Raw genomic sequence first — 21,161 nt, forward strand, 5'->3', positions numbered from 1 at the left:
CTGGCCCGTCATCGTCTTAGTTAGGCTTGGGCACATGCGAACTGCGGTGGTGCGCGTCAATGTCGACCCGGAGAGCGTTTGCACGGTCTCGCAGCTACGCGACGGCATGGCGGCGCTCCTCGGGCTCGCGCGTGATGCGGGTGCAGACGTCGTCGAGAACGATCTCGCGGCGATGCCCGCGGCGCGCCGCGAAGTCGAATTGCTGATCGCGGCCGAAGCCGTAGACGAGGCGCGAGATTTGGCGATCCGCCTGTGCGGCAGCGTGTTCGCCGCCGAACCGGTTCCAGGAGTCGTCACCTTCATCAGCCGGGGGACTGACGACGACGCCCACGGTGTGTTGTCCGGCTTCGGGCTCACCGGTGACATCGAGCGGACGCCCGGGGACGACGGTTTCGACATCGTGTACGTGACGCTGCGTGAGAGGGACCTCGAACGCATACCGGAGAGCCGGGTTCACACGGCCCTCGAGGCGTCGCTCAACTGCGAGGTCCACATTCGTACCGTGTAGGGACATCACGAACCCAGGAACTCGAGGATCGCGGGCGCCGCCTGCACCCAGGTGTCGAACATGTTGAAGTGCTGCACCCGCCCCGCCGCGCGGTCCTCGGAGGCCCGTTCCCACGCGTCCTCCGGCCACGGTGGATCGATGAGCTTCGATCCCTTGATCAAGCAGCTGACCTCCAGCGACGTCCGCTTCGGGTGATCCATGTCGTTCTCGCCGCCGCGAATGATCAAGGTGGGCACCTTGATTCGGTCGAACATTTCGTCCTCAACGCCCGGGATGGTCTGTCCCGGTTTGGAAACGAACGCGTTGAGCCAGCGCAGCATCACGTTCAGAAACTCGTCTTTGTCGAAGTCGAGGAAGCGCTGCTTGTTGTTCGGGTTCTCCTCGATGCGATCGCGCCACTCCTGTACCTTCACCACGCCGTCCATTCCGGTGCCGCGCACAGCGAGAATGCTCGGGATGATATAGAAGGAGCCGAGCACGAAGGTGCCGTAGATGCCACCGACAATGTTCCACACGACAAGCTTGGTGACCATCTCGGGGTAGAGCATCGTGGTCAGCATGGAATCCCTTGCGCCACCGGAGCCGCCGGCCAGAATGCAGCGCTCGAAGCCCAGCCCGGTCACCAGCTTGTGCAGCGTCTCGGCGCGCATGTGCGATTCGCTCTGACCGTAGAACTGCACATCGGAAGCACCGCAGTTCGGCCGGTCCCACAGCAGCACGCGATAGCCGCCGGCGGCGAGCGCGTCGGCAAGCGGACGCAAACCCTCGATCTCCTTGCTGAATCGGCCGCCTGGCGTCAGGGCAATGAGATCGCCCGATTCGCCGAGGATTTCGTAGACGACATTTCCCCCGTTGATCTCGATTGAAGGCACCCGATTCTCCTGTAGTTAGGCCTGCACCACAACGTCGTTACCGACGACACGCACCGGATAGGTACGGATACTCCATTCGGGCTTGACGGCGGTTGTGCCGGTCGCCAGCTCGAAACCCCATTGGTGCCAAGGGCAATAGATGTACTCCAGGTCGCGCACCATGACCGAGTCGCCCGGCGCGGTTTCGTCCACGATCGTGCGTCCCCTTGCGCGGCCCGAACAGAGCGGACCGCCTTGGTGCGGGCAGTAATTCGCGATCGCGTAGAAGCTGCCGTTGACGTTGTACACGCCGACGCCGTGCCGCCCGATGGGCACCAGCTTGTGCTTGCCCGGCGGGATCTCGTCCACGGTCGCAACAACATGCTCACGGCCCTGGGCGAGACGGGGCTCGGGCAGCTTGGCTGCCCCCTGTTCTTCGCGGGTCAACTCAGAGCACCCGGGTCTGACCCTCGAGGACCGGAACGGTCTCGGGCAGGTGGTAGGTCGCGATGCCGTTCTTGTACATCACCGCGTCGCGGGCGTGCTTTGGCAGGTGCTTCACCAACCAGCGCGGGTCATCGAACGTCCAGTGCGGGTAGTCCGAGGAGAAGAGCAAGATCTTCTCGCACTCCATCCATTCCAGCGCGCGGGTCAACTCGGTCTTGTCCTCGGGATAGTCCAGCGGCTGGGTGGTGAACTTGATGTGGTCCTTGACGTACTCCGACGGCTTGCGTTTGATGTCGACCCACGACTTGCGTGCTTCGTAGATCGCATCCATCCGCCACATCAGCGGCAGGATCCAAGTGAACGCGTGCTCGACGAACACGATCCGCAGCGTCGGGAACCGGTCGAACACGCCGTCGAAGATCAGGCTCATCACCTGGTTGGCGGCCAGCAGCGAGTAGGTCACCATGAAGTCGTGGTTGTAGCTGGGGAAGCCCACCGGCGGGATCGGTAGCTCGTCGAACTGGCTGCGTGACAGGTGACAGCTCACGGTGATGTCGTGCTTGGTGGCGGCCGCCCAGATCGGGTCGTATTTCGGGTTTCCCCAGGACGGCCGCGGCTCGGCCTTGATCAGAATCTGGGCCATGTAGGGATGCCCGGCCCACTTCTCGATCTCGCGCACGGACTCTTGCGGTTCCTCGATGGCGCAACAAATCGAACCGCGCCAGCGCTGGTGCCAGTTGTTGTGGCTGTCCAGCCAGTGATTGGCCTGCCAGTCGTTCAACGCGCTCGACATCGCGTGCTGTGCTGCGGGCAGCCGGGCCGGGTACGCGGCCGGTTCGAGAATCGCGATGTCGGAGCCGGCCTCCATGATCAGCTGACGAAACGCCATATCCGGGTCGCTGCAAGGGAATTCGCCGTTGGCGGGGAAAGAGTCCACCCGCATCGCGTACGAGTGGGCGTAGTCGGGGGCGTCGTAGTAAATCTGCTCACCCACGGTGCGAGTGAGGAAGTATTTGCTGCGCCATGGTTCGGGGATGTAGGGCACGAGTTCCCCGCGCTTGGGAGCCGGGTGGACATCTGAGTCGACGCACCGGACGGCTATGCGCTCGGCAGCGGGAACCCGCTCCTGCGAATGGGTCAACGTCATCTGAAACTCCTCGGTATCACGTCGTACTTCTACTGTGCGCCCACCCCGGCGGGAATGTCTATGTTGTAGAGCTGCGCCGCGTTGCGCCAGCACAACTTCTCGCGTTGTTCGGCGGAGAGGGCGCGGGGAAGCTTTTTGATATCGCCGCACTGCCAGTGCGGGTAGCTGGAGCCGAACATCACCATGTCGTCCTTGCCGGTGAAGCCGAACCATTCGCCGGCGAACTCGGTGTCACCGGGACCGTCGAGACTGCCCTGAACGAAATACACGTGACCGGGCAGGTAATCGCTGGGAATCCGCGGTGCCCACGGTGTCTGCTCGAGGTGCGGCCGGCCGAATGTGTCCATCCGCCAGATGAACGGCGTCACGAAGTCCGCCGCGCCGTCGCCCCAGACGAATTTGAGGCCGTCGAAGCGCTCAAACACGCCCTCGGCGATCATGTTCATCAGGTGATAGATGTAGTTCAGCGCCATGAAGCTGACGTACTGCTCGTAGGTGCGGGTGTTCCCGTTGGGCGTTGGCGGAAAGGCGATGCCCGACCCGACTTCGATGTGCGCGGCAACGGGAAGGCCGGCGTCGACCGCGGCTTCCCACAGCGGCCAGAACTGTGGCTTGCCGTAGAGCTCGCGGGACTGCAGCGGAACGCCGATCTGGACCACCCGCGGGTGGCCACGCCACCTCTCGATCTCCCGCAGTGCGCCTGCGATGTCGTCGGGGTTCACCCGGATGGTGCCGCGGAACCGCTCGCCGAACTTGCTGGACTCCAGCCAGTCCGACACCATCAATTCGTTGTGCGCGGCGTGCAGCGCGCTGCCCAGGTGGCGGTCCGGCATGATGCCGCGGGCCATCGGGTGCAGGACCGCGACATCGACCCCGCGTTTCGAAAAGAGCTCATTGGCAACGAAATCCGGATCCGAACCGGGGTACTGACGGTCCGGGCCCTCGGTATCGGGCGCGTACTCTCCGCCCGGGGCGCCGTACCAGTCCATCTCGTAATCAGGGAAGCCCCGGCTCTTGAACGGCTCACGCAGGGTCTTGCGGAGCGCCTTGTTGGAAGGGAAGAAGATGTGCACGCTCGCATCGATGAGCGGGGTGCTGGTTCCGTCAGCGTGTTCGATCACGAAAGCCATCCTTCGACTCGGGCGCTCAAAGCGAACCCAGTCGGGTCATATGATAGATAACCTAACATTCTTCTCGGGAGCCAATCAACGGGTTTCCGGTAAGCGTTTCGTTTAGTCAACGTTCCTGGTAGCGAGTGCTTTCGCGGTCCTGGTGCAAGTGTCGTTCTTAAATTGCGATAATACCATTCTCCCGGTCCTGGATCAGTGCCATCCGCCTCTATCCAGCGGAGCCTGGCTGGGCCGGCGACCGGCCCCCGATAACACCGGCTGCCGTCTCGAGCGGTTTGATCACCGTCGTGAAGTCCGAGTCGGGGCCCTGGCCGACCTAGTCCTCATCCAGTTCGGCGAAGGCCTCGCGCGCGATGCGGAAGCTGTCGACCGCGGCCGGCACGCCCGCGTAAATGGCCACCTGCAGAAAGACCTCGCGGATCTCCTCGCGGCTGACGCCGTTGGTCAGCGCCGCCTTGACGTGCGTGCGTAATTCGTTGGGCCGGTTCAGTACCGAGATCATCGCTAGGTTGAGCATGCTGCGCGTCTTCCGGGGCAGCTCGTCGCGACCCCAGATCGCGCCCCAGCAGTATTCGGTGACGAGATCCTGCAGGGGCTGGGTGAAGTCGTCCGCGTCGGCGAGGGCCCGGTTGACGTACTCCTCGCCGAGAACGTCGGAGCGGATGTGTAGGCCCCGCTGATAGGTCTCGCGATCCAATGGTCTTCTCCTTGGTGGTGGTGGCGGCGTTGGCGATTGCAATCGCCCTAAGCGCAGTCTCGCATCGCGACTCCGCCGCGCGGTCTACGCGAGTTCACCTCCGTCCTGTTCGCCCAGCAGCACTATCCGACCGCATCCGAACTTCTGCTCGGCGGATCGATCTTTTCCGCCATGCAGAACTTTCTGCTGGCCGAGCCGGCCCAGGGCCTGGACGCGTGCCTGACCAGCTGGCCCGGCAACCCCTCGTTCCCCGCGGGACCCCGTAACCGGTTTCCGAGATTATTACTTCCGCGTGCGAGAATGATATTCTCGCGGCGTCGGTGATGACAGGAGGCGGCCTTCATGCTGTTGGAGTTCGATGCCGATCAGCGGCTGTGGCAGAAGACCGTTCGCGACGCCGTGGCCAAGCAGTGCCCGCCCTCGCTGGTGCGCGGCGTGGCCGAGGACGGCGTCGATCCCAGCCCGTTGTGGAAGTCGTACGTCGATCAGGGCTGGACCGAGCTGAACGATCCGATTAGCGCCGTCGAACTGGCCATCGTCCTCGAGGAGTTGGGGCGCGCGACCGACCCCACCCCGTTCCTGGCGACAATGACCCAGTTCGCCCCGTTGGCGGCCGAGCACTTCGATCCCCACGAATCGGGCACCGCCGTATACACCGGGGTCGCCGCACATCGGGACGCCGAGGGTTGGCTGCTGGACGGTACGGCCCGCCATGTCCTCGACGGCGATCGCGTCGACCGCCTGGCGGTGGTGACCGACGCTGGGGTATTCCTCACCGCGGCGAACCAGGTGTCGGTGCGTCGCGCCGCCGTCTTCGACCCCGTCTTGCACGTCGCCGACCTGTCGTTCTGCGAAGTTCGGGTGCCCGACAGCGCCCGGCTCGCGGTCGATTCCGAACGCGCGCACCACATGGCGCTGACCGGCATGGCGATCACCATGGTCGGTGCCTGCCAACGCATTCTCGACCTGGTGCTCGAACACGTCCGCAGCCGTCAGCAATTCGGTGTGCCGATCGGCTCGTTCCAGGCCGTCCAGCACAAGGCCGCGGACATGCACGTCGCGGTGGAACGCGCCCGTGCCCTCGCGTACTTCGCGGCGCTGACCATCGCGGCCGACGATCCCCGCCGCCGGCTCGCGGCGGCGATGGCCAAGGCGTCGGCGGGGGAGTGCCAGTCGCTGGTGTTCCGGCACGGGTTACAGCTCCACGGCGCAATGGGATTCACGTGGGAGAACGATCTGCAGTTCGCGCTGAAGCGAGCCAAGGCCGGTGAGCTGATGCTCGGCGGCGCCGCCGAGCACCGGGCGCGGATCGCGGAGGAATACCGTGCAGCTGACTTTTGATTCCGACGTCGAGGAGTTCCGGGCGGAGTTCGCGGCCTTCCTCGACGAGAACCTGCCCCCCGCAAGCGAAACGCTCGAGCGACCCCGGTCGGTCTCCCACATGCCGCAGTGGGCACGCGACTGGCAGCGGCTGCTGTTCGACAACGGCTGGCTACTGCCGAGCCAGCCACCGGAATTCGGTGGCCGCAACGCGACGGTCATTCAGCAGTTCGTCTATCTTGAAGAGCTCAGCCGCCGGCGGATCTACCACAGCTTCAACCCGCAGGGCGTGAACATCGTTGGCGCTTCGCTGTTGTCGTTCGGCAGCGACGAACAGAAGCGGCGCTGGGCGGTGCCGATCCTGCGGGCCGAGATCACCGCGTCACTCGGGATGAGCGAGCCCAGCGCGGGTTCCGACCTGGCGTCGTTGCGGACCCGCGCGGTGCTGGACGGCGATCACTTCGTGGTCAACGGCCAGAAGGTGTGGACCTCGGGCGCCCACGACGCCGACGTCTTGCTGACATTTGTGCGCACCAATCCAGATGCCCCGAAGCACAAGGGAATCAGCGCGCTGATCATCCCCACCGACACCCCGGGCCTCGTGCGCCGGCCGTTCCCGTCGATCTGCGGTGCCGATGATCTGGATTTCAACGAGGTGTTCTTCACCGACGTCCGCGTGCCTGCCGAGAACTTGGTCGGTGAGCTCGACCAGGGCTGGCGGGTCGCCAACGGATCGCTGGGGCACGAACGCACGATGATGTGGCTGGGCTTCGCCGATCGACTCGACAACATGATCGACGACTTCCATCCCGGCACCGAGGTCGAACGCGACCAGTACGCCAGCACGATCATGGACAAGCAGGCGTTGCGCCTGCTGGGTTCGGTGGCCCTGGCCCGCGCGTCGCGCGGCGAAGACGACGTGGCGGCGATCTCGGTGCTCAAGCTGCTCGGGTCCGAGGCCGAGTTGCGTGGCATGGAGCTTGCGCTGACGTCGGCGGGCTCCGAAGGGCTCGCTCACCCGGGCCTGACCGGGCCGTACGCGCACATGAACCTCGACCACTATTTCGCCAGCTGGTTCGAGCGCTACGCCCGCAGCTTTTCCGGGACGATCGCCGGGGGCACCTCGGAAATCCAGCGCAACATCATCGCCCAGCGGGTGCTCGGCCTGCCGCGGGGATGACTTGCCTCCACGAGTGTGAAGCTGTCTTCACACTCGAACCCCAGTGTGCGGCTAGCTTCACATTCGGCGAGGCGGCCCGGCTAGACCGGGTCGAACTTGGTGATCAGCCAATTGCCGTTGACGCGGGCCAAACTCACCAGCACGCTGCTGGAAGCCATCGCGGGTTCGGGATTGTCCTTGCTCGTGGTGCTCTGGTCGACCAACACCAGCACGACGGCCGAATTCGGATGTAACTCCGAGACCGCGGCCCCGATTACCCGAGCGTTAGTTTTCAGCGACTTCTGTTTGGCCGCCGGAGCGACGATCTGCTCGGTGAACTGGTTGTAGTACGACAGGAAGTCCCCGGACAGGTGCGACTTTGCCGCGGCGAAGTCTTTGTCGAGCGAGTCGGGCGAGTAGGACAGCAACGCGACCGTTCCGTCGGACGCCGAGCTGACGACCGCGTTCGCGACGCTGGGGTCGGTCTCCTTGTCCGGCCGGTACTCCTTGAAGTACAGCCACGTCGCCGTGGCGCCGGAGATCAGCAGAAGCAAAATCAGAACGGCGGGAACGACTTTCACCTTGCGCCATGGACGCCCGCTGCCCCCGGCCCGTTCGGAACGGTCGTCGGCGGTGTCGATGCCGCGGTTGTCTTCGCTCACGGGACGAACTCCAGTTTGGACATCTTGTATTGCCCGCCGTCGTCGGTGACGGTCACCTTGAGCCGCCAATTGCGGGGTTCGTCTTTGGCGCCCGCGGCATTGCTGATGCGCGACGACGCCGCTACGAGTACCAACGCGGAATTCCCGTCGATGGACTGGACGGCCGCCGCATTCACGGTCCCCTGCGTGACGACTTTGGACTGCTCGACGACGGTCGTGAAATCCTTTGCGCGCTGCTGGAAGTCGTCGCGGAACTGGCCGGTCGAGCTGTCGATCACCCGCTGGACGTCCTCCTTGGCCCTGTTGAAGTCCATCGAAAACATGTTGACGACGCCTTGCCTGGCCCCCGCGATGAAGTTGGCGGTGCGCTGGTTGCGCTCGGTGGTTTCGTGGCGTTCCCACATCATGTATCCGCTGGCGGCGACGAAGGCGCAGATGAGGATGATGACGGCCGCCTTCCACGCCACGGACCACGGTGGCAGTCGCACGCGACGCCGGGAGCGGGCCGACTCGGATTCCGGCTCCGCCGTATCGGCGGCCTCGGCGGGGACTTCCTCCTCGGTCTCCGCTGCGACGGTGTCGGTGGTGTCGTCTTTGGTCTCCGCCTCGGCGGTGTCGGTGGTGTCCTCGTGGGCGTCCGAGGCTTCCTCGGCGGCCTTTGACTCGGCCTCTTTCTCAGCTTCGGCCTGCGCTTCGCGGCGGAGTCGGGCGGCACGAGCACGGGCGCGCGCCGCGGCGGCCAGAGCTTCAGCCTCGGCCGCTTCGGCCTCGGCTTCCTCTAGCAACGCCATTGCGTCGGCCTTCGATTTTGCCGAATCTTGGGGCGGTTCCTTCGCCTCAGCCATCGTGCTTACTGACTCTCACGCGGCTACCATCGCACGAGCGAGAACGGCCAACTGTTGGTGCCCCCCGGTCCGCCACCGCAACCGGTGTCGTACGTCGAATCGACCTGACCCGCCAGCGTCACCGCATCCCACGAGTAAACGTCGTGCGAGGGAAAGAACTGGACCACGCAGCGCACCCCGTCGGGCACATCAACCGCCATGGTGTAGCGGCCGTTGGAAAGGTGAGCATCTGACTTCCAGAAGGCCGCTTGCCCGTTGGGTTGCGCAATCGCTTGTACGGTCAGGCATTCCGGTCCCTGATTGTATCTGCACGGCCGAATCGCAAAAATCCAGCTGTGGCCGGGATCCCGCGGGGTGTCCAGCCGGTAGTTGCCGATCTGCATGTCCGCGTGGGCAGTGGGCGTAAGAGTCAGCGCGGCCGTCGCGAGCGCGAGGCTCGCTGCCAAAGTCTTCACCGATGCGTCTCCCGTCTCTGCGCACGCGCCTGGCCTGAATATAGAGCGCGGCCCCGCTGAACAGGCGTACTCGGAAAAATTGGAGCGGTCAATGGCCGGCTTTCCCCTGCATGGCGACGCTGGACCGCGAGCGGCTCAGTCGATGACGGCGGCTTCCTTGCGTTCGGTGATCGGTCTGGCGAGTTCTTGCTCGTCACAAATGCGCTGCAGCTTCTCCAGCGTCTCGTCCAGGCCGGCGCCGAGCCTTCGGCCGGGGCTGAAGGTGGCCGGCAACTTGCGCATGCCCTGGATGACGCCAATGGTCTCGTAGTGGACGGTGCCTTCCGGGTCGCATCGATAATCGGGCATCCGATCGAGCACGGCGGTGAGCATCGATTTGAACACCGTGCGCGCCACGTTCGACCCGGCGCACCGGTGGACGCCCAGGCCGAAGCTGAAGTGGCGGTTGCCTTTACGGTCGAGCACGATGTCATCCGGGTCGTGGAACACCGCTGGATCGCGGTTCGCCATCGCCCACGAGATCCACAGCCGCTCGCCCTCCTTGAACTGCGTGCCGTCGAGCTCGACATCGTCGGAGAATGTCCGGCCGTCACCGGGCGCGGGGGTGAAGTAGCGCAGGAATTCCTCGGTGGCGGGGTCGAGCAGCGTTTTGCGTTCGTTGCTGAGCAGTTCCCGCTGCTCGGGATGCTCGGAAAGCCACTCCAACGAGTGGGCGGTCAGGGCGGTGGTGGTGTCGAAGCCGCCGCCGATGACCAAGCCGAGGTTCCCGAGGATTTCCAGGTCGGGCGCCGGTTCCCCGTCAATGCGCATCTGCAGCAGGGCATTCACGATTCCCGGCCGCGGATTCTCGCGGATCTCGAGCATGTTGTTCACCATGTCGAGACCCATCTGCTTGTGCATTTCGGTGACGCGCTCGATGTCGGGAGAGTGCTCGGGCGTGTACACCGCGGCGTGGACCGGCTCGCTGTACATGTTCCATTTCTTCAGCGGGATGCCCATCATCGCCAAAGTCAGGACGGCAGGAACGATGTTGGCCAGATCGTCGACGAAGTCGATGCTTCCGCCCTCGATCTTTTCGTCGAGGCAGGCGCGCGTCACGTCGTCGATGAACGGCTCCCAGCGCTTGACCGCCGCCGGCGACAGGTAGGGATTGAGCACGGTGCGGTAAATGCGGTGCTCGGGGTCGTCCATCTCCAGGATGCCGCCGCGCACCACGCTGACCCGGCTCGCGGTGGGGATCGAAATGCCTTTGTAGCCACGGCGTTCGCCGTTGATGTCGTGATCGTTGGAGACGGCCGGGCAGCGGGCCAGCTCGAAGACCTCATGGCTGCCCGCCGCGACCCAATGCCCGCCGTAGGTCTCACTCCACGCCATCGGGCACTTGGTGTGCATCTCCTTGGTGATCGACTTGAACTTCGACCGGTACTCCGGGGAATGCCGATCGAAGTGGTACCGGTTCTTTTTGCGGTCGCTGTCGCTGACGACGTCGTCGACACTCAAAGCTCTGTCTCCCTGGGTATTTCGTCGGTCAGTGTCCGGATGAGGACTCAGTCGTCGGTGATGATGATCGCCTGCTCCGGGCAGGACTGGGCGGCTTCACGCACCTGGTCATGCCGGTCTACGGGGACCACTTCGTCGATCGCGGAAGAACTGCCGTCGATGTCGCTGAGCTGAAACGACTCCGGCGCGATCATCGCGCAGAGGGTGTGACCCTGGCATCGTTCTGAATCCACCCAAACCTTCACGGGTTGTCTCCTCCCACCTGATCTGGTTGCCGGGCACCGCTGAACGAATCGGTACTCAGGTGTTGCGACCGCCGTTGACGCCCAAGAGCTGACCGGTGATGTAGCCGGCTTCGTCGGACACCAGGAAAGCGCATGCCGCCGCGATGTCTTCCGGCTTCCCCATCCGGCGCACCGGGGTTCGCGCGATGGTCTCGTCGATGTCCCCCAGGAATCCGTTCTTCGCCGCGGCGCGCAGCATCGGGGTGTCGATGAAGCCCGGCGGCACCGCGTTGACGGTGATGCCGCTGGGCCCGTACTCGAGCGCCAGGGATTTGGTGAGCCCGTTCACCGCGGACTTGGCCGCCACGTAATGGCTCATATAGGGCGCGCCGGAATGCGTGCTCGACGAAGAGATATTGACGATCCGTCCCCACTTCGCCTCGAGCATGTCGGGCAAGACCGCCTGAATGGTGTGGAAGACGCCGTTGAGGTTGACGTCGATCACCCGCTGCCAGTCCTCGAAGGTGATGTTGTTGAAGCGCTTGAATCCGTCCAGGCCCGCCGCGTTGACGAGGACGGTGACCGGCCCGAGCTTCGCGCGGATCGCCGCGAAGGCCGCGTCCACCTGCGATCGGTCGGTGACGTCCGCGGTAAAGCACTGATCGCCGTCCGACGGTCGGAGGTCGATCGTGGCGACGTCGAGACCGTCGGCGCGCAACCGGTGCGCGACGGCAAGGCCGATGCCGGATCCGCCACCGGTGACCACCGCAGTCTTCACGTGCAGGCCTCTGCTCCAAACGTGACCGTCTCAGTCACAAAGAATCTCGCTTACAATTATGAGAACCTTACTCTCACGCGGGAGTCTGTCGCAACACACTCCGGAAACCCTGTTCGGCCTGCGTCAAACTACTCGGCGTGGCGATCCGTTGGCCTCTGCGTTGCTGGTCAGTGGCCCGCCCTCATTCCTGAGGGTTTCTTGAATTATCGAGACTCGAATGTAAGATTCGCCGGGGAAGAGAATCAAATTATCGTGACCGTCACCACATTAGGGAGTACGGAATGCCTGCCCAGGACACGGCAGAGCCCGCCACTGCGACTGCAGCCACCATCGCGGATGCCGCGCCTGGATCAGCCTCCGACCGCCGACTGTTGATCGGCGGCCGGCTGGTCACCACCGACAAATCGTTCGCGTCGATCAATCCCGCCACCGGCGCTGTCGTCGGGCACGCCCCCGACGCCGGTGTCGAGGAGGCCGAAGCGGCGATCGCCGCGGCCCGGCGTGCCTTCGACACCACCAGTTGGCCCACCGACGTCGAGTTGCGGATCCGCTGCCTCGACCAACTGCATCGGGCGCTGATCGAACACGCCGACGAGTTGCGTGACCTGACGATCGCCGAAGTGGGCGCCACCCGGGCGCTGACCCAGGGCGCCCAGCTCGACGAGCCGATCGCCATCGTGCGCTTCTACGCGGATCTGCTTCGCAGGTACGAGTTCTCCGAAGATCTCGGCGAGAAAGAATCGCGCGGCATGCTCCACCACCGCTGGGTGGAAAAGGAAGCCGCCGGGGTGGTCGCCGCGATCATCGCCTACAACTACCCAAACCAGCTGGCGCTGGCGAAGCTGGCCCCCGCGCTGGCCGCCGGGTGCACCGTGGTCCTCAAAGGCGCGCCGGACACACCGTTGATCACCCTGGCGCTCGGTGAGCTGATCGCCAACCACACCGACATACCCGACGGCGTGGTCAATGTGCTCAGCTCCTCGGGCCCCGAGGCGGGCGAGGTGCTGACCACCAGCCCCGACGTCGACGTCGTCACCTTCACCGGATCAACCGCGGTGGGGCGCAAGATCATGGCCGCCGCGAGTGAAACGGTCAAGCGCGTCTTCCTGGAACTGGGTGGCAAATCGGCCGCCATCGTGCTCGACGATGCCGACTTCGCCGGCGCGGCCATGTTCGCGGCATTCAGCATGGTGACCCACGCGGGGCAGGGATGTGCGCTGACGTCTCGGCTGCTGGTACCCAGGTCGCATCACGACGAGATCGTCGCGTTGGTCGCAGAGAACTTCGCCAAGGTGCGCCACGGCGACCCGGCCGATCCGAAAACCTACATGGGCCCACTGATCAACGAGCGCCAGCGGGACAAGGTCGACGGCATGGTGCAGCGGGCCGTCGCCGCGGGCGCGACCCTGGTCACCGGTGGCCAGCGGTTGGAGCCGGGCTACTTCTATGCGCCGACGCTGCTGACCAACGTCGATCCCGGCAGCGAGATCGCTCAGGAGGAGGTCTTCGGACCGGTGCTCGTCTGCATCGCGTTCGACGATGACGACGACGCGGTGCGCATCGCCAACAACTCGATCTACGGCCTGGCCGGCGCGGTCTTCAGCGGCGACCAGGACCGGGCGCTTGCGGTGGCGCGCCGGATCCGGACCGGTTCCTTCTCGATCAACGGCGGCAACTACTTCGGCGCGGACAGCCCGTTCGGTGGCTTCAAGCAGTCGGGGGTGGGCCGCGAGATGGGTGTGGCCGGGCTGGAGGAATTCTTGGAACGCAAAACGTATGCGGTTCCGGCGGCGAACGGGGCCACGGCGTGAGGCCGCTCGAGGGCATCCGCGTCCTGGAAGTCGCCATGTACGGGTTCGTCCCGTCGGCGGGCGCGGTGCTCGCCGAGTGGGGCGCCGACGTGGTCAAAGTCGAGCACGCGGTCACCGGCGATCCGCAGCGAGGGCTGCGACAGACCGGCATGCTGCGCGTCGAGGGTGACCCTAACCCGAACATCGAACACGCGAACCGCGGCAAGCGCAGCATCGGGCTGGACATGTCGGTGCCCGGGGGCAAGGAGGTGCTCTACGAGCTGGCCCGCCGATCGGATGTGTTCCTCACCAGCTTCCTGCCCGGCGCCCGCCAGAAGTTCGGGATCGACATCGACGACATCAGGGCGGTGAACCCGAAGATCATCTACGCGCGGGGAAGCGCGCTCGGCCCGCGGGGCGAAGAGTCGGTCAAGGGCGGCTATGACATGACCGCGTTCTGGTGCCGGGCCGGAACCGCAGCGACCATCACGCCCGCCGGCATGCCGGGAATGATCGGGCCGCCCGGCCCGGCGTACGGCGACACCATCTCCGGCACCAACCTCGCCGGTGGCATCGCAGCGGCGCTGCTCAAACGGGAGCGCACCGGCGAGCCGTCCGTCGTCGACGTGTCGCTCCTCGGCAGTGGGCTTTGGTCGATGGGACACACGGTCGCGCTGACCAATTATCTGGGCCAGCGGCTTGAAGCGCCGCCGCCCGGCGTGCACGGCGCCCCCAACAATCCTTTGGTCGGGCTCTACACCACGTCCGACGGTCGCTATATCTCCTTCGTGATGATGCAGCCCACCAAGTTTTGGGCCGACGTCTGCCGGCACGTCGACCTGCCGGAGCTGGCCGAGGACCCGCGCTTCGAAACGGTGGAGAAGATCGCCGCCAACACAGCGGAGGCGGTGGAGATCCTGACCAAGGTCGTCGCCACCCGCACGCTGGAAGAGTGGAGCGAACGCTTCGCCACGCTGGCCGGTCCCTGGGCGCCCGTGCAGGACACCCTGCAAGCCGCCAAAGACGCACAGATCCGGTCCAACGAGTACATCGTGCAGGCAGGCGAACTCGAGTTGGTCGCGAATCCGGTCCAGTTCGACGTCGCGGCCCCACAGACCGGCCCGGCGCCCGGCTTCGCCGAGCAGACCGACGACATCTTGGTGGAACTCGGGCTCGACTGGGACCGCATCATCGAACTCAAGACGGCCGGCGCCGTCACCTAGAGCCGGAGGAGCCCTTGATGTTTGTGCCGACCGTCGCGTCCGTTGTGCGTCAGTCGCCCTGGCTAAGCGGTGTGCTGATGGATTGTCGGATAACGGTTATGCATTTTCCGTTCCGCCTGGACTCGGCATGAGTCATAATCGCCGGACGCTTCAAGACACGGGGCCCCACGTTTTGAAGCGTCTACTCACGCAACAGAACGGAGGTCCTGGCGTGAGGATGGACAGCGCTGTCATGCCCGAGGCATCTGCCGGATTCCGGCCGCCCACAGGGCGTTTCGCCGTCGCCTGCACGCCCCGGTGGCCCTCGCTTCGGCCAAATCTACAGCAGTCAGTACGCGACAACAAGACTGTCGGTCTCGTAACTCAGGAAAGAGTCTGAGGCCGATGGCAACTAAGGGAGCCGACCACTGGTCAGCGGGATTGCCCCAGCTGAAACTGAAATGGGACATGTCGGGGCCCATGCAGGCCGTCGGAGCGTTGTTCGCAATGTCGGCCGATGCGGTCAAATTCGTGTTCCGCCGGCCCTTCCAGTGGCGTGAGTTCTTGGAGCAGTCCTGGTTCGTCGCGCGGGTATCGCTGGCTCCCACCCTGCTGGTAGCCATCCCGTTTACCGTCCTCGTCAGCTTCACGCTCAACATCCTCTTGCGCGAACTGGGCGCGGCGGACCTATCCGGTGCGGGCGCCGCGTTCGGTGCGGTCACCCAGCTCGGACCGCTGGTCACGGTTTTGATCGTGGCGGGCGCGGGTGCCACGGCAATGTGTGCGGACTTGGGAGCACGAACAATTCGTGAAGAGATCGACGCGATGGAGGTGCTGGGCATCAACCCGGTGCAACGTTTGGTCACCCCGCGGATGCTGGCTTCCGGACTGGTCGCCTTCTTGCTCAACAGCCTCGTGGTGATCATCGGCGTCCTTGGCGGCTACGTCTTTTCGGTCTTTGTGCAAGACGTCAATCCCGGCGCGTTCGCCGCAGGTATCACGCTGCTCACGGGCGTACCAGAGGTCATCATTTCGTGTGTCAAGGCAGCCCTTTTCGGCCTCATCGCCGGCTTGGTGGCCTGCTATCGGGGCCTCTCGATCACCGGCGGGGGCGCCAAGGCCGTTGGCAACGCGGTGAACGAGACCGTGGTCTACGCCTTCATGTCACTGTTCGTCGTCAACGTGGTCGTGACCGCGATCGGCATCAAGATGACGGCGAAGTAGGGGCTGCCAATGGCGCTGAGGGCCACATATCCGCGATTAATCCGCCAATTCGAGAGGCCGGTCGCCTCGTTGGGGCGGATCGGCGACCACACCCTGTTCTACGGCAAGGCGCTCGCCGGAGTGCCCTTCGCCGCTACCCGCTACACGCGCGAAGTCGTTCGGCTGGTCGCCGAGATAAGCATGGGCGCAGGCACTTTGGCGATGATCGGCGGAACCGTTGTGATCGTCGGCTTCCTGACGCTTGCGGCGGGCGGCACCCTGGCCATTCAGGGCTACACCTCGCTGGGCAACATCGGCATCGAGGCGCTGACGGGCTTCTTGTCCGCGTTCATCAACGTGCGCATCGCGGCACCGGTGGTCGCCGGGATCGGTCTGGCGGCCACCTTCGGCGCCGGGGTGACCGCCCAGCTGGGTGCCATGCGGATCAACGAAGAAGTCGATGCGTTGGAGAGCATGGCGATTCGGCCGGTTGCCTACTTGGTGAGCACCAGGATCCTGGCCGGAATGATGGCCATCACACCCTTGTACGCGATCGCCGTCATCCTGTCGTTCGTGGCCAGCCAGTTCACCACGACTTTCCTGCTCGGACAGTCGCAGGGCTTGTACCAGCACTACTTCAACACCTTCCTGAACCCGATCGACCTGTTGTGGTCGTTCCTGCAGGCCATCCTGATGGCGCTCACGATCCTGCTGATCCACACCTACTACGGCTATTTCGCTTCGGGGGGGCCTGCCGGTGTCGGCAACGCGACCGGTAACGCGGTGCGCACCTCGCTCATCGTCGTGGTGTCCGTAACGCTGTTGGTCTCGCTGTCTATCTACGGTACGAACGGCAACTTCAACCTGTCCGGTTAGCGAAGGAGGTGGAACGGCAGTGACGCAGAGTGTGCCAGCCGGTCGCGCGGCCGCCGGGCGACCTCCGCGCGCCGGCCATGCCCGGCCCGCCGGGCGCAGCTATCTGGCGCCCCTGCTGGGGTTGGCGACTGTCGTCATCATTGGCGTGATTTTCGCCGTGGCAGTGGGCCTGTTTCAGGGCTCCTTCACCGAATCCGTGCCGGTGACCGTGATCTCGCAACGCGCCGGTCTGGTCATGAACCCGGACGCCAAGGTCAAGCTGCGCGGCGTGCAGGTTGGCAAGGTCGCCTCGATCGACTCGCTGCCCGACGGCAAGGCGGCCATCCACTTGGCGATGGACCCCTCGCAATTGCGCTTCATTCCCGGCAACGTGCTTGTCGACATCGCGTCATCGACGGTATTCGGCGCGAAGTCGGTCCTGTTGGTGGAACCGGCGCAACCGTCGGCTCAGCGGCTACACGCGGGCCAGACGCTGCAGGGCCAGCACGTCATGGTCGAAGTCAATACGGTGTTCCAGCAGTTGGTTTCGGTCCTCGAGCACATCGACCCACCAAAGCTCAACGAGTCGCTGGGTGCGCTCGCCCAGGCGTTCAGTGGGCGGGGTCCACAGCTTGGCCAGTCGCTGAGCGATCTGGATTCGTTCTTGGCCAGGCTGGAGCCGAGCCTTCCGGCATTCCGGCACGACCTCTCGGTCTTGCCGGTGGTGTCCAACGCCTACGCCGACGCGGCACCGAATCTGGTGAAAACCGCGGCCAACGCGACGCGAATCAGCAAGACGCTCGTCGAGGAGCAGCGCAACCTGGATGCGTTGCTGATCAGCGCGATCGGCTTGGCCGACATCGGCAACGACGTCTTGTCGACGAACCGCCAACCGCTGACGAACGTGATGCACCTGCTGGTGCCGACCACCGACCTGACCAACGAGTATCATGAGGCGCTCACCTGCAGTCTCGGCGGGTTGGTAACGATAGCCCACAGTCCCCCGTTGTCGGAACCGAGCATCAACATCTCGGCGAGCCTCACGTGGGGCGGCGAGCGTTACCGGTATCCGACAAACCTGCCCAAGGTTGCCGCGACGGGTGGACCGCAGTGCCTGGGACTGCCGGCAATTCCGTTCAACTCGGCTCCGCCGCAATTCATCACCGATATCGGCGCCAACCCTGTGGGGTACGGGAACCCGCAGCTGCTGATCAACTCCGATCTGCTCAAACAGCTGTTGTACGGGCCGATCGCAGGCCCGCCACGCAACTCCGCCATGGTGGGAATGCCCGGATGAGAACCCGCGCCACTCTGATCAAGTTCACGATCTTCGCGGTCGTGATGGCGATGCTGACCGCCTTCCTGTTCTTCATCTTCGGCCAGTACCGCACCGGTGCCACGAACGGGTATTCGGCCGTGTTCTCCGACGTGTCGCGACTTAAGCCCGGGCAGTCGGTGCGGGTCGCCGGCATCCGGGTAGGCACCGTCAACGGTGTTTCGCTGCAGCCGGACAAGAAAGTCGTGGTGCACTTCGACGCCGACCGCAACGTCGTCCTCACCGAGGGCACCAGGGCGGCGGTCCGCTACCTCAACCTGGTGGGGGATCGCTACCTCGAACTCGTCGACGGTCCGGGCTCACCCAAGCGGCTGCCCGTCGGCGGTCAGATTCCGGTTGACCGCACAGCACCGGCACTCGACCTCGATCTGCTGCTCGGCGGGCTGAAACCCGTGACCCAGGGGCTGAATGCGCAAGACGTCAACGCCTTGACTGCAGGCTTGCTGCAGGTCTTCCAGGGGCAGGGCGGAACGCTCGAATCACTCTTCTCCAAGACGACGTCGTTCTCAAACGCGTTGGCCGACAACGACCAAACCGTGCAGCAACTGATCGACAACCTCAACATCGTGATCGGCACGATCTCCAAGGACGGCACCAAGTTCTCGGGTGCGATCGATCGTCTCGAGCGGCTCGTCAGCGGGTTGTCGGACGACCGCAACACCATCGGCTCGGCGATCGACGCCCTGGACCGGGGAACCGCCTCGCTGGCGGATCTGCTGACCAGCGCGCGCCCCCCGCTCGCGGGCACCATTGATCAGCTGAGCCGGCTGGCGCCGATTCTCGATGGCGACAAGGACCGCCTCGACGCGGCGATTGAGAAGGCGCCGAAGAACTACCGCAAGCTGGTCCGACTCGGCGTGAACGGCGCCACCATCCCGTACTACCTCTGCATGTTGGAACTGCGCGGTACGGATCTTCAGGGCAGGACGGTGAAGGCCCCGATTTTCAGGTCAGAAGCGGGAAGGTGCACGGAACCCTGATGCTCAAGTATCGCGGAGCTGGGCTCGTCAAGGCCGGCCTTATCGGCGTCGTTTTGGCGGTGATGGTGATCCTGGTGGGCCTGTCGCCCGACCGGTTCATCTCGTGGGCGACGATGGTCAGGTACCAGGCGCTGTTCACGGAAGCCGGCGGCCTTGCGACCGGCAACCCCGTGATCGTCTCGGGCGTGAAGGTCGGCACGGTGTCGGATGTGAGGCTGCGCCACGGCGATGCGCTGGTCACATTCGCGATGAAGGGCAACGTCCTGTTGGGGTCGGAGACGTCCGCGCACATCCGTACCGGCACGCTGCTCGGCGAGCGGATGCTGGCGTTGGAGTCCGCCGGCAGCGGCACGATGCACCCGATGGCACTCATTCCCGTCTCGCGCACGTCGTCGCCGTACTCGCTCACGGAAGCGGTCAGCGACCTGACGACCGATACTGCCGGAACCAATACCGCGGCGCTGAACCAGTCGTTGGACACGCTTTCGGCGACGCTCGACCAGATCGCCCCCCAAATGGGCCCGGCCTTCGATGCACTCACCCGGTTATCGCGCACGCTCAACAGCCGCAACAAGAACCTGGGCGAGCTGTTCAAGAGCGCCGGCGACGTCACCGGGATTCTCTCCGAGCGTAGCCAGCAGGTCAACAAGCTCATCCTCAACTCCGACACTCTGCTCCAGGTGCTGGTGGCACGCCGGCAGGAGATCGTCGACCTGCTGGCGAACACCTCGGCGGTGTCTAAGCAGCTGACGGGGTTGGTGCACGACAACGAAGCCAAATTGGCCCCGACGCTCGAGAAGCTGAACTCGGTGACCGCGATGCTGGAGAAGAACCGCGACAATATCGGAAAAGCGCTGCAAGGGCTCAAGAAATTCGAGGTCACCGTCGGTGAGGGCATCTCAAGCATGTACGCCTACTCGGCTTTCGTCCCGAACTTCCTTGTCCCACAACTCTTCCAACCGATCTTCGACTACCTCTGGGGATTCCGCACCTTCGATACTTCGAAGGGCCCCGGCCACCCGTCACCGTTGCCGCGGTCGCTGACTCCCTGGCCGTACAACGGTATTCCGGTGTGCCCAGGCTGCACGTTGGGCGGCAGGGTCGGAGGATCACAATGACCTCGCGGATTCCCCGAAACAGGTTGATGGCCGTGGCGGCGGTTGTCCTGGTCGGGCTGATCGCTGCAGGCGCTGCCGTGCTCGTCCGCAATACGGTGTTCGGCCCGAAGACCATCACCGCCTACTTCACCACCGCCACCGCGATCTACCCTCATGACGAGGTGCGGGTCTCAGGTGTCAAGGTCGGCAGCATCAAATCCATTCAGCCGCAGGGCACACAGGCCAAGATGACGCTCGAGGTCGACCGCGATGTGCCGATTCCGGCGGATGCGAAGGCGGTCATCGTCGCCTCGAACCTGGTGTCCGCCCGCTACGTTCAGCTCTCGCCGGCGTATCGCGACAGCGGACCGGTGATGCGCGATGGCGCGATCATCCCGGTGGAACGAACCGCGGTGCCGGTCGAATGGGACGAGGTCAAAACCCAATTGATGCGTCTGGCAACGGATTTGGGACCAAAAAGCGGTGTATCAGGCACGTCGGTGGGCCGGTTCATCGACAGCGCCGCCAACGCGCTCGACGGCAACGGCGACAAGCTGCGGCAAACCCTCGGCCAACTGTCCGGCGTGGGCCGCATCCTCGCCAACGGCAGCGGCAACATCGTCGACATCATCAAGAACCTGCAGACCTTCGTCGGCGCGTTGCGCGACAGCAACGTGCAGATCGTCCAGTTCAACGACCGCCTGGCCACCCTCACCAGCGTGGTCGACGACAGCCGATCCGACCTGGACGCGGCGCTGACCGATCTGTCGACGGCGGTCGGCGAGGTGCAGCGCTTCATCGCCGGGACGCGCAACCAGACCAGCGAGCAGATCGCCCGGCTGGCCGACGTGACGCAGAACCTGGTCGATCACCACATGGATCTGGAAAACATCCTGCACACCTCGCCGAACGCGCTCGGCAACTTCTTCAACGACTACAACGCCGACACCGGAACCATCGTGGGCGGCTTCGGGA

22 protein-coding genes and 1 pseudogene are annotated in these 21,161 nt (G+C 64.6%); 12 read left to right on the top strand and 11 right to left on the bottom strand.

The window, feature by feature from the left end:
• The first annotated feature begins 34 nt into the window (after positions 1-34).
• A complete protein-coding gene (locus tag A5697_RS09475) occupies positions 35-508 on the top strand; it encodes a hypothetical protein (protein ID WP_067945274.1) in 474 nt (157 codons plus the stop codon).
• Positions 509-513: 5 nt separating this feature from the next.
• Here A5697_RS09475 and A5697_RS09480 read toward each other — a convergent pair whose 3' ends face one another.
• The 5 genes from A5697_RS09480 to A5697_RS09500 form a co-directional block, all read right to left on the bottom strand.
• The gene (locus A5697_RS09480) at positions 514-1,380 is read right to left on the bottom strand and encodes an alpha/beta fold hydrolase (protein WP_068009983.1); all 867 of its coding nucleotides are present in this window, start codon (positions 1,378-1,380) and stop codon (positions 514-516) included.
• Between the two features lie 15 nt (positions 1,381-1,395).
• Positions 1,396-1,806 (bottom strand): Rieske (2Fe-2S) protein, encoded by a 411-nt coding sequence (locus tag A5697_RS09485; RefSeq protein WP_068119597.1) that lies wholly within the window; start codon positions 1,804-1,806, stop codon positions 1,396-1,398.
• A 1-nt stretch (position 1,807) separates the two neighbouring features.
• On the bottom strand, positions 1,808-2,953 hold the full coding sequence (locus A5697_RS09490) for an amidohydrolase family protein (protein ID WP_068009984.1): 1,146 nt from the start codon (positions 2,951-2,953) through the stop codon (positions 1,808-1,810).
• Positions 2,954-2,982: 29 nt separating this feature from the next.
• Positions 2,983-4,074 (bottom strand): amidohydrolase family protein, encoded by a 1,092-nt coding sequence (locus tag A5697_RS09495; protein WP_068010044.1) that lies wholly within the window; start codon positions 4,072-4,074, stop codon positions 2,983-2,985.
• A 325-nt stretch (positions 4,075-4,399) separates the two neighbouring features.
• The gene (locus tag A5697_RS09500; protein ID WP_067945268.1) at positions 4,400-4,780 is read right to left on the bottom strand and encodes a carboxymuconolactone decarboxylase family protein; all 381 of its coding nucleotides are present in this window, start codon (positions 4,778-4,780) and stop codon (positions 4,400-4,402) included.
• A gap of 90 nt (positions 4,781-4,870) precedes the next feature.
• Here A5697_RS09500 and A5697_RS27085 point away from each other — a divergent pair.
• The 3 genes and pseudogenes from A5697_RS27085 to A5697_RS09510 all read left to right on the top strand — a co-directional run.
• Positions 4,871-5,011: pseudogene (locus tag A5697_RS27085) on the top strand (nitroreductase); the annotation flags it as partial.
• A gap of 111 nt (positions 5,012-5,122) precedes the next feature.
• Positions 5,123-6,121, top strand: a complete 999-nt coding sequence (locus A5697_RS09505) for an acyl-CoA dehydrogenase family protein (RefSeq protein ID WP_068009986.1) — start codon at positions 5,123-5,125, stop codon at positions 6,119-6,121.
• Positions 6,105-7,280 (top strand): acyl-CoA dehydrogenase family protein, encoded by a 1,176-nt coding sequence (locus A5697_RS09510; protein WP_068009990.1) that lies wholly within the window; start codon positions 6,105-6,107, stop codon positions 7,278-7,280. Before A5697_RS09505 ends, A5697_RS09510 begins: the two co-directional genes overlap by 17 nt.
• Positions 7,281-7,360: 80 nt before the next feature.
• On the opposite strand, the gene A5697_RS09515 is transcribed toward A5697_RS09510, so the two are convergent.
• From A5697_RS09515 to A5697_RS09540, 6 genes are all read right to left on the bottom strand, one after another.
• A complete protein-coding gene (locus A5697_RS09515) occupies positions 7,361-7,921 on the bottom strand; it encodes a hypothetical protein (RefSeq protein ID WP_068010002.1) in 561 nt (186 codons plus the stop codon).
• Positions 7,918-8,766, bottom strand: coding sequence for a hypothetical protein (locus A5697_RS09520; RefSeq protein ID WP_068010008.1), 849 nt, complete (start codon positions 8,764-8,766; stop codon positions 7,918-7,920). Before A5697_RS09520 ends, A5697_RS09515 begins: the two co-directional genes overlap by 4 nt.
• Positions 8,767-8,789: 23 nt before the next feature.
• Entirely contained in the window at positions 8,790-9,149 is a 360-nt protein-coding gene (locus A5697_RS09525; RefSeq protein WP_068010014.1) for a hypothetical protein, read from the bottom strand.
• A 207-nt stretch (positions 9,150-9,356) separates the two neighbouring features.
• Entirely contained in the window at positions 9,357-10,721 is a 1,365-nt protein-coding gene (locus A5697_RS09530; protein WP_068010016.1) for a cytochrome P450, read from the bottom strand.
• A gap of 47 nt (positions 10,722-10,768) precedes the next feature.
• On the bottom strand, positions 10,769-10,966 hold the full coding sequence (locus A5697_RS09535) for a ferredoxin (protein WP_068010020.1): 198 nt from the start codon (positions 10,964-10,966) through the stop codon (positions 10,769-10,771).
• 55 nt (positions 10,967-11,021) lie between these two features.
• Positions 11,022-11,723 carry an SDR family NAD(P)-dependent oxidoreductase gene (locus A5697_RS09540; protein WP_068010022.1) on the bottom strand — a complete coding sequence of 234 codons (702 nt, stop codon included), beginning with the start codon at positions 11,721-11,723 and terminating at the stop codon, positions 11,022-11,024.
• Positions 11,724-12,004: 281 nt separating this feature from the next.
• On the opposite strand from A5697_RS09540, the gene A5697_RS09545 reads away from it, so the two are divergent.
• The 8 genes from A5697_RS09545 to A5697_RS09580 all read left to right on the top strand — a co-directional run.
• A complete protein-coding gene (locus A5697_RS09545; protein ID WP_068010024.1) occupies positions 12,005-13,534 on the top strand; it encodes an aldehyde dehydrogenase family protein in 1,530 nt (509 codons plus the stop codon).
• On the top strand, positions 13,531-14,736 hold the full coding sequence (locus A5697_RS09550; RefSeq protein WP_067945246.1) for a CaiB/BaiF CoA-transferase family protein: 1,206 nt from the start codon (positions 13,531-13,533) through the stop codon (positions 14,734-14,736). The genes A5697_RS09545 and A5697_RS09550 overlap by 4 nt, the downstream gene beginning before the upstream one ends.
• Before the next feature lie 384 nt (positions 14,737-15,120).
• On the top strand, positions 15,121-15,939 hold the full coding sequence (locus A5697_RS09555; protein WP_067945244.1) for an ABC transporter permease: 819 nt from the start codon (positions 15,121-15,123) through the stop codon (positions 15,937-15,939).
• 9 nt (positions 15,940-15,948) lie between these two features.
• Positions 15,949-16,794, top strand: coding sequence for an ABC transporter permease (locus A5697_RS09560; RefSeq protein ID WP_067945242.1), 846 nt, complete (start codon positions 15,949-15,951; stop codon positions 16,792-16,794).
• 19 nt (positions 16,795-16,813) lie between these two features.
• Complete coding sequence (locus tag A5697_RS09565; RefSeq protein WP_067945239.1) at positions 16,814-18,070, top strand: MCE family protein; 1,257 nt, start codon at positions 16,814-16,816, stop codon at positions 18,068-18,070.
• Entirely contained in the window at positions 18,067-19,089 is a 1,023-nt protein-coding gene (locus tag A5697_RS09570) for an MCE family protein (RefSeq protein ID WP_067945237.1), read from the top strand. The genes A5697_RS09565 and A5697_RS09570 overlap by 4 nt, the downstream gene beginning before the upstream one ends.
• Positions 19,089-20,207, top strand: a complete 1,119-nt coding sequence (locus A5697_RS09575; protein ID WP_067945353.1) for an MCE family protein — start codon at positions 19,089-19,091, stop codon at positions 20,205-20,207. The genes A5697_RS09570 and A5697_RS09575 overlap by 1 nt, the downstream gene beginning before the upstream one ends.
• Positions 20,204-21,161 (top strand): MCE family protein (locus A5697_RS09580; RefSeq protein WP_156673227.1); only part of this gene is annotated, 958 nt, incomplete at its 3' end. The genes A5697_RS09575 and A5697_RS09580, both read left to right, overlap by 4 nt.

It is taken from the genome of Mycobacterium sp. E3251 (genome assembly GCF_001666835.1).
Lineage (GTDB): Bacteria > Actinomycetota > Actinomycetes > Mycobacteriales > Mycobacteriaceae > Mycobacterium.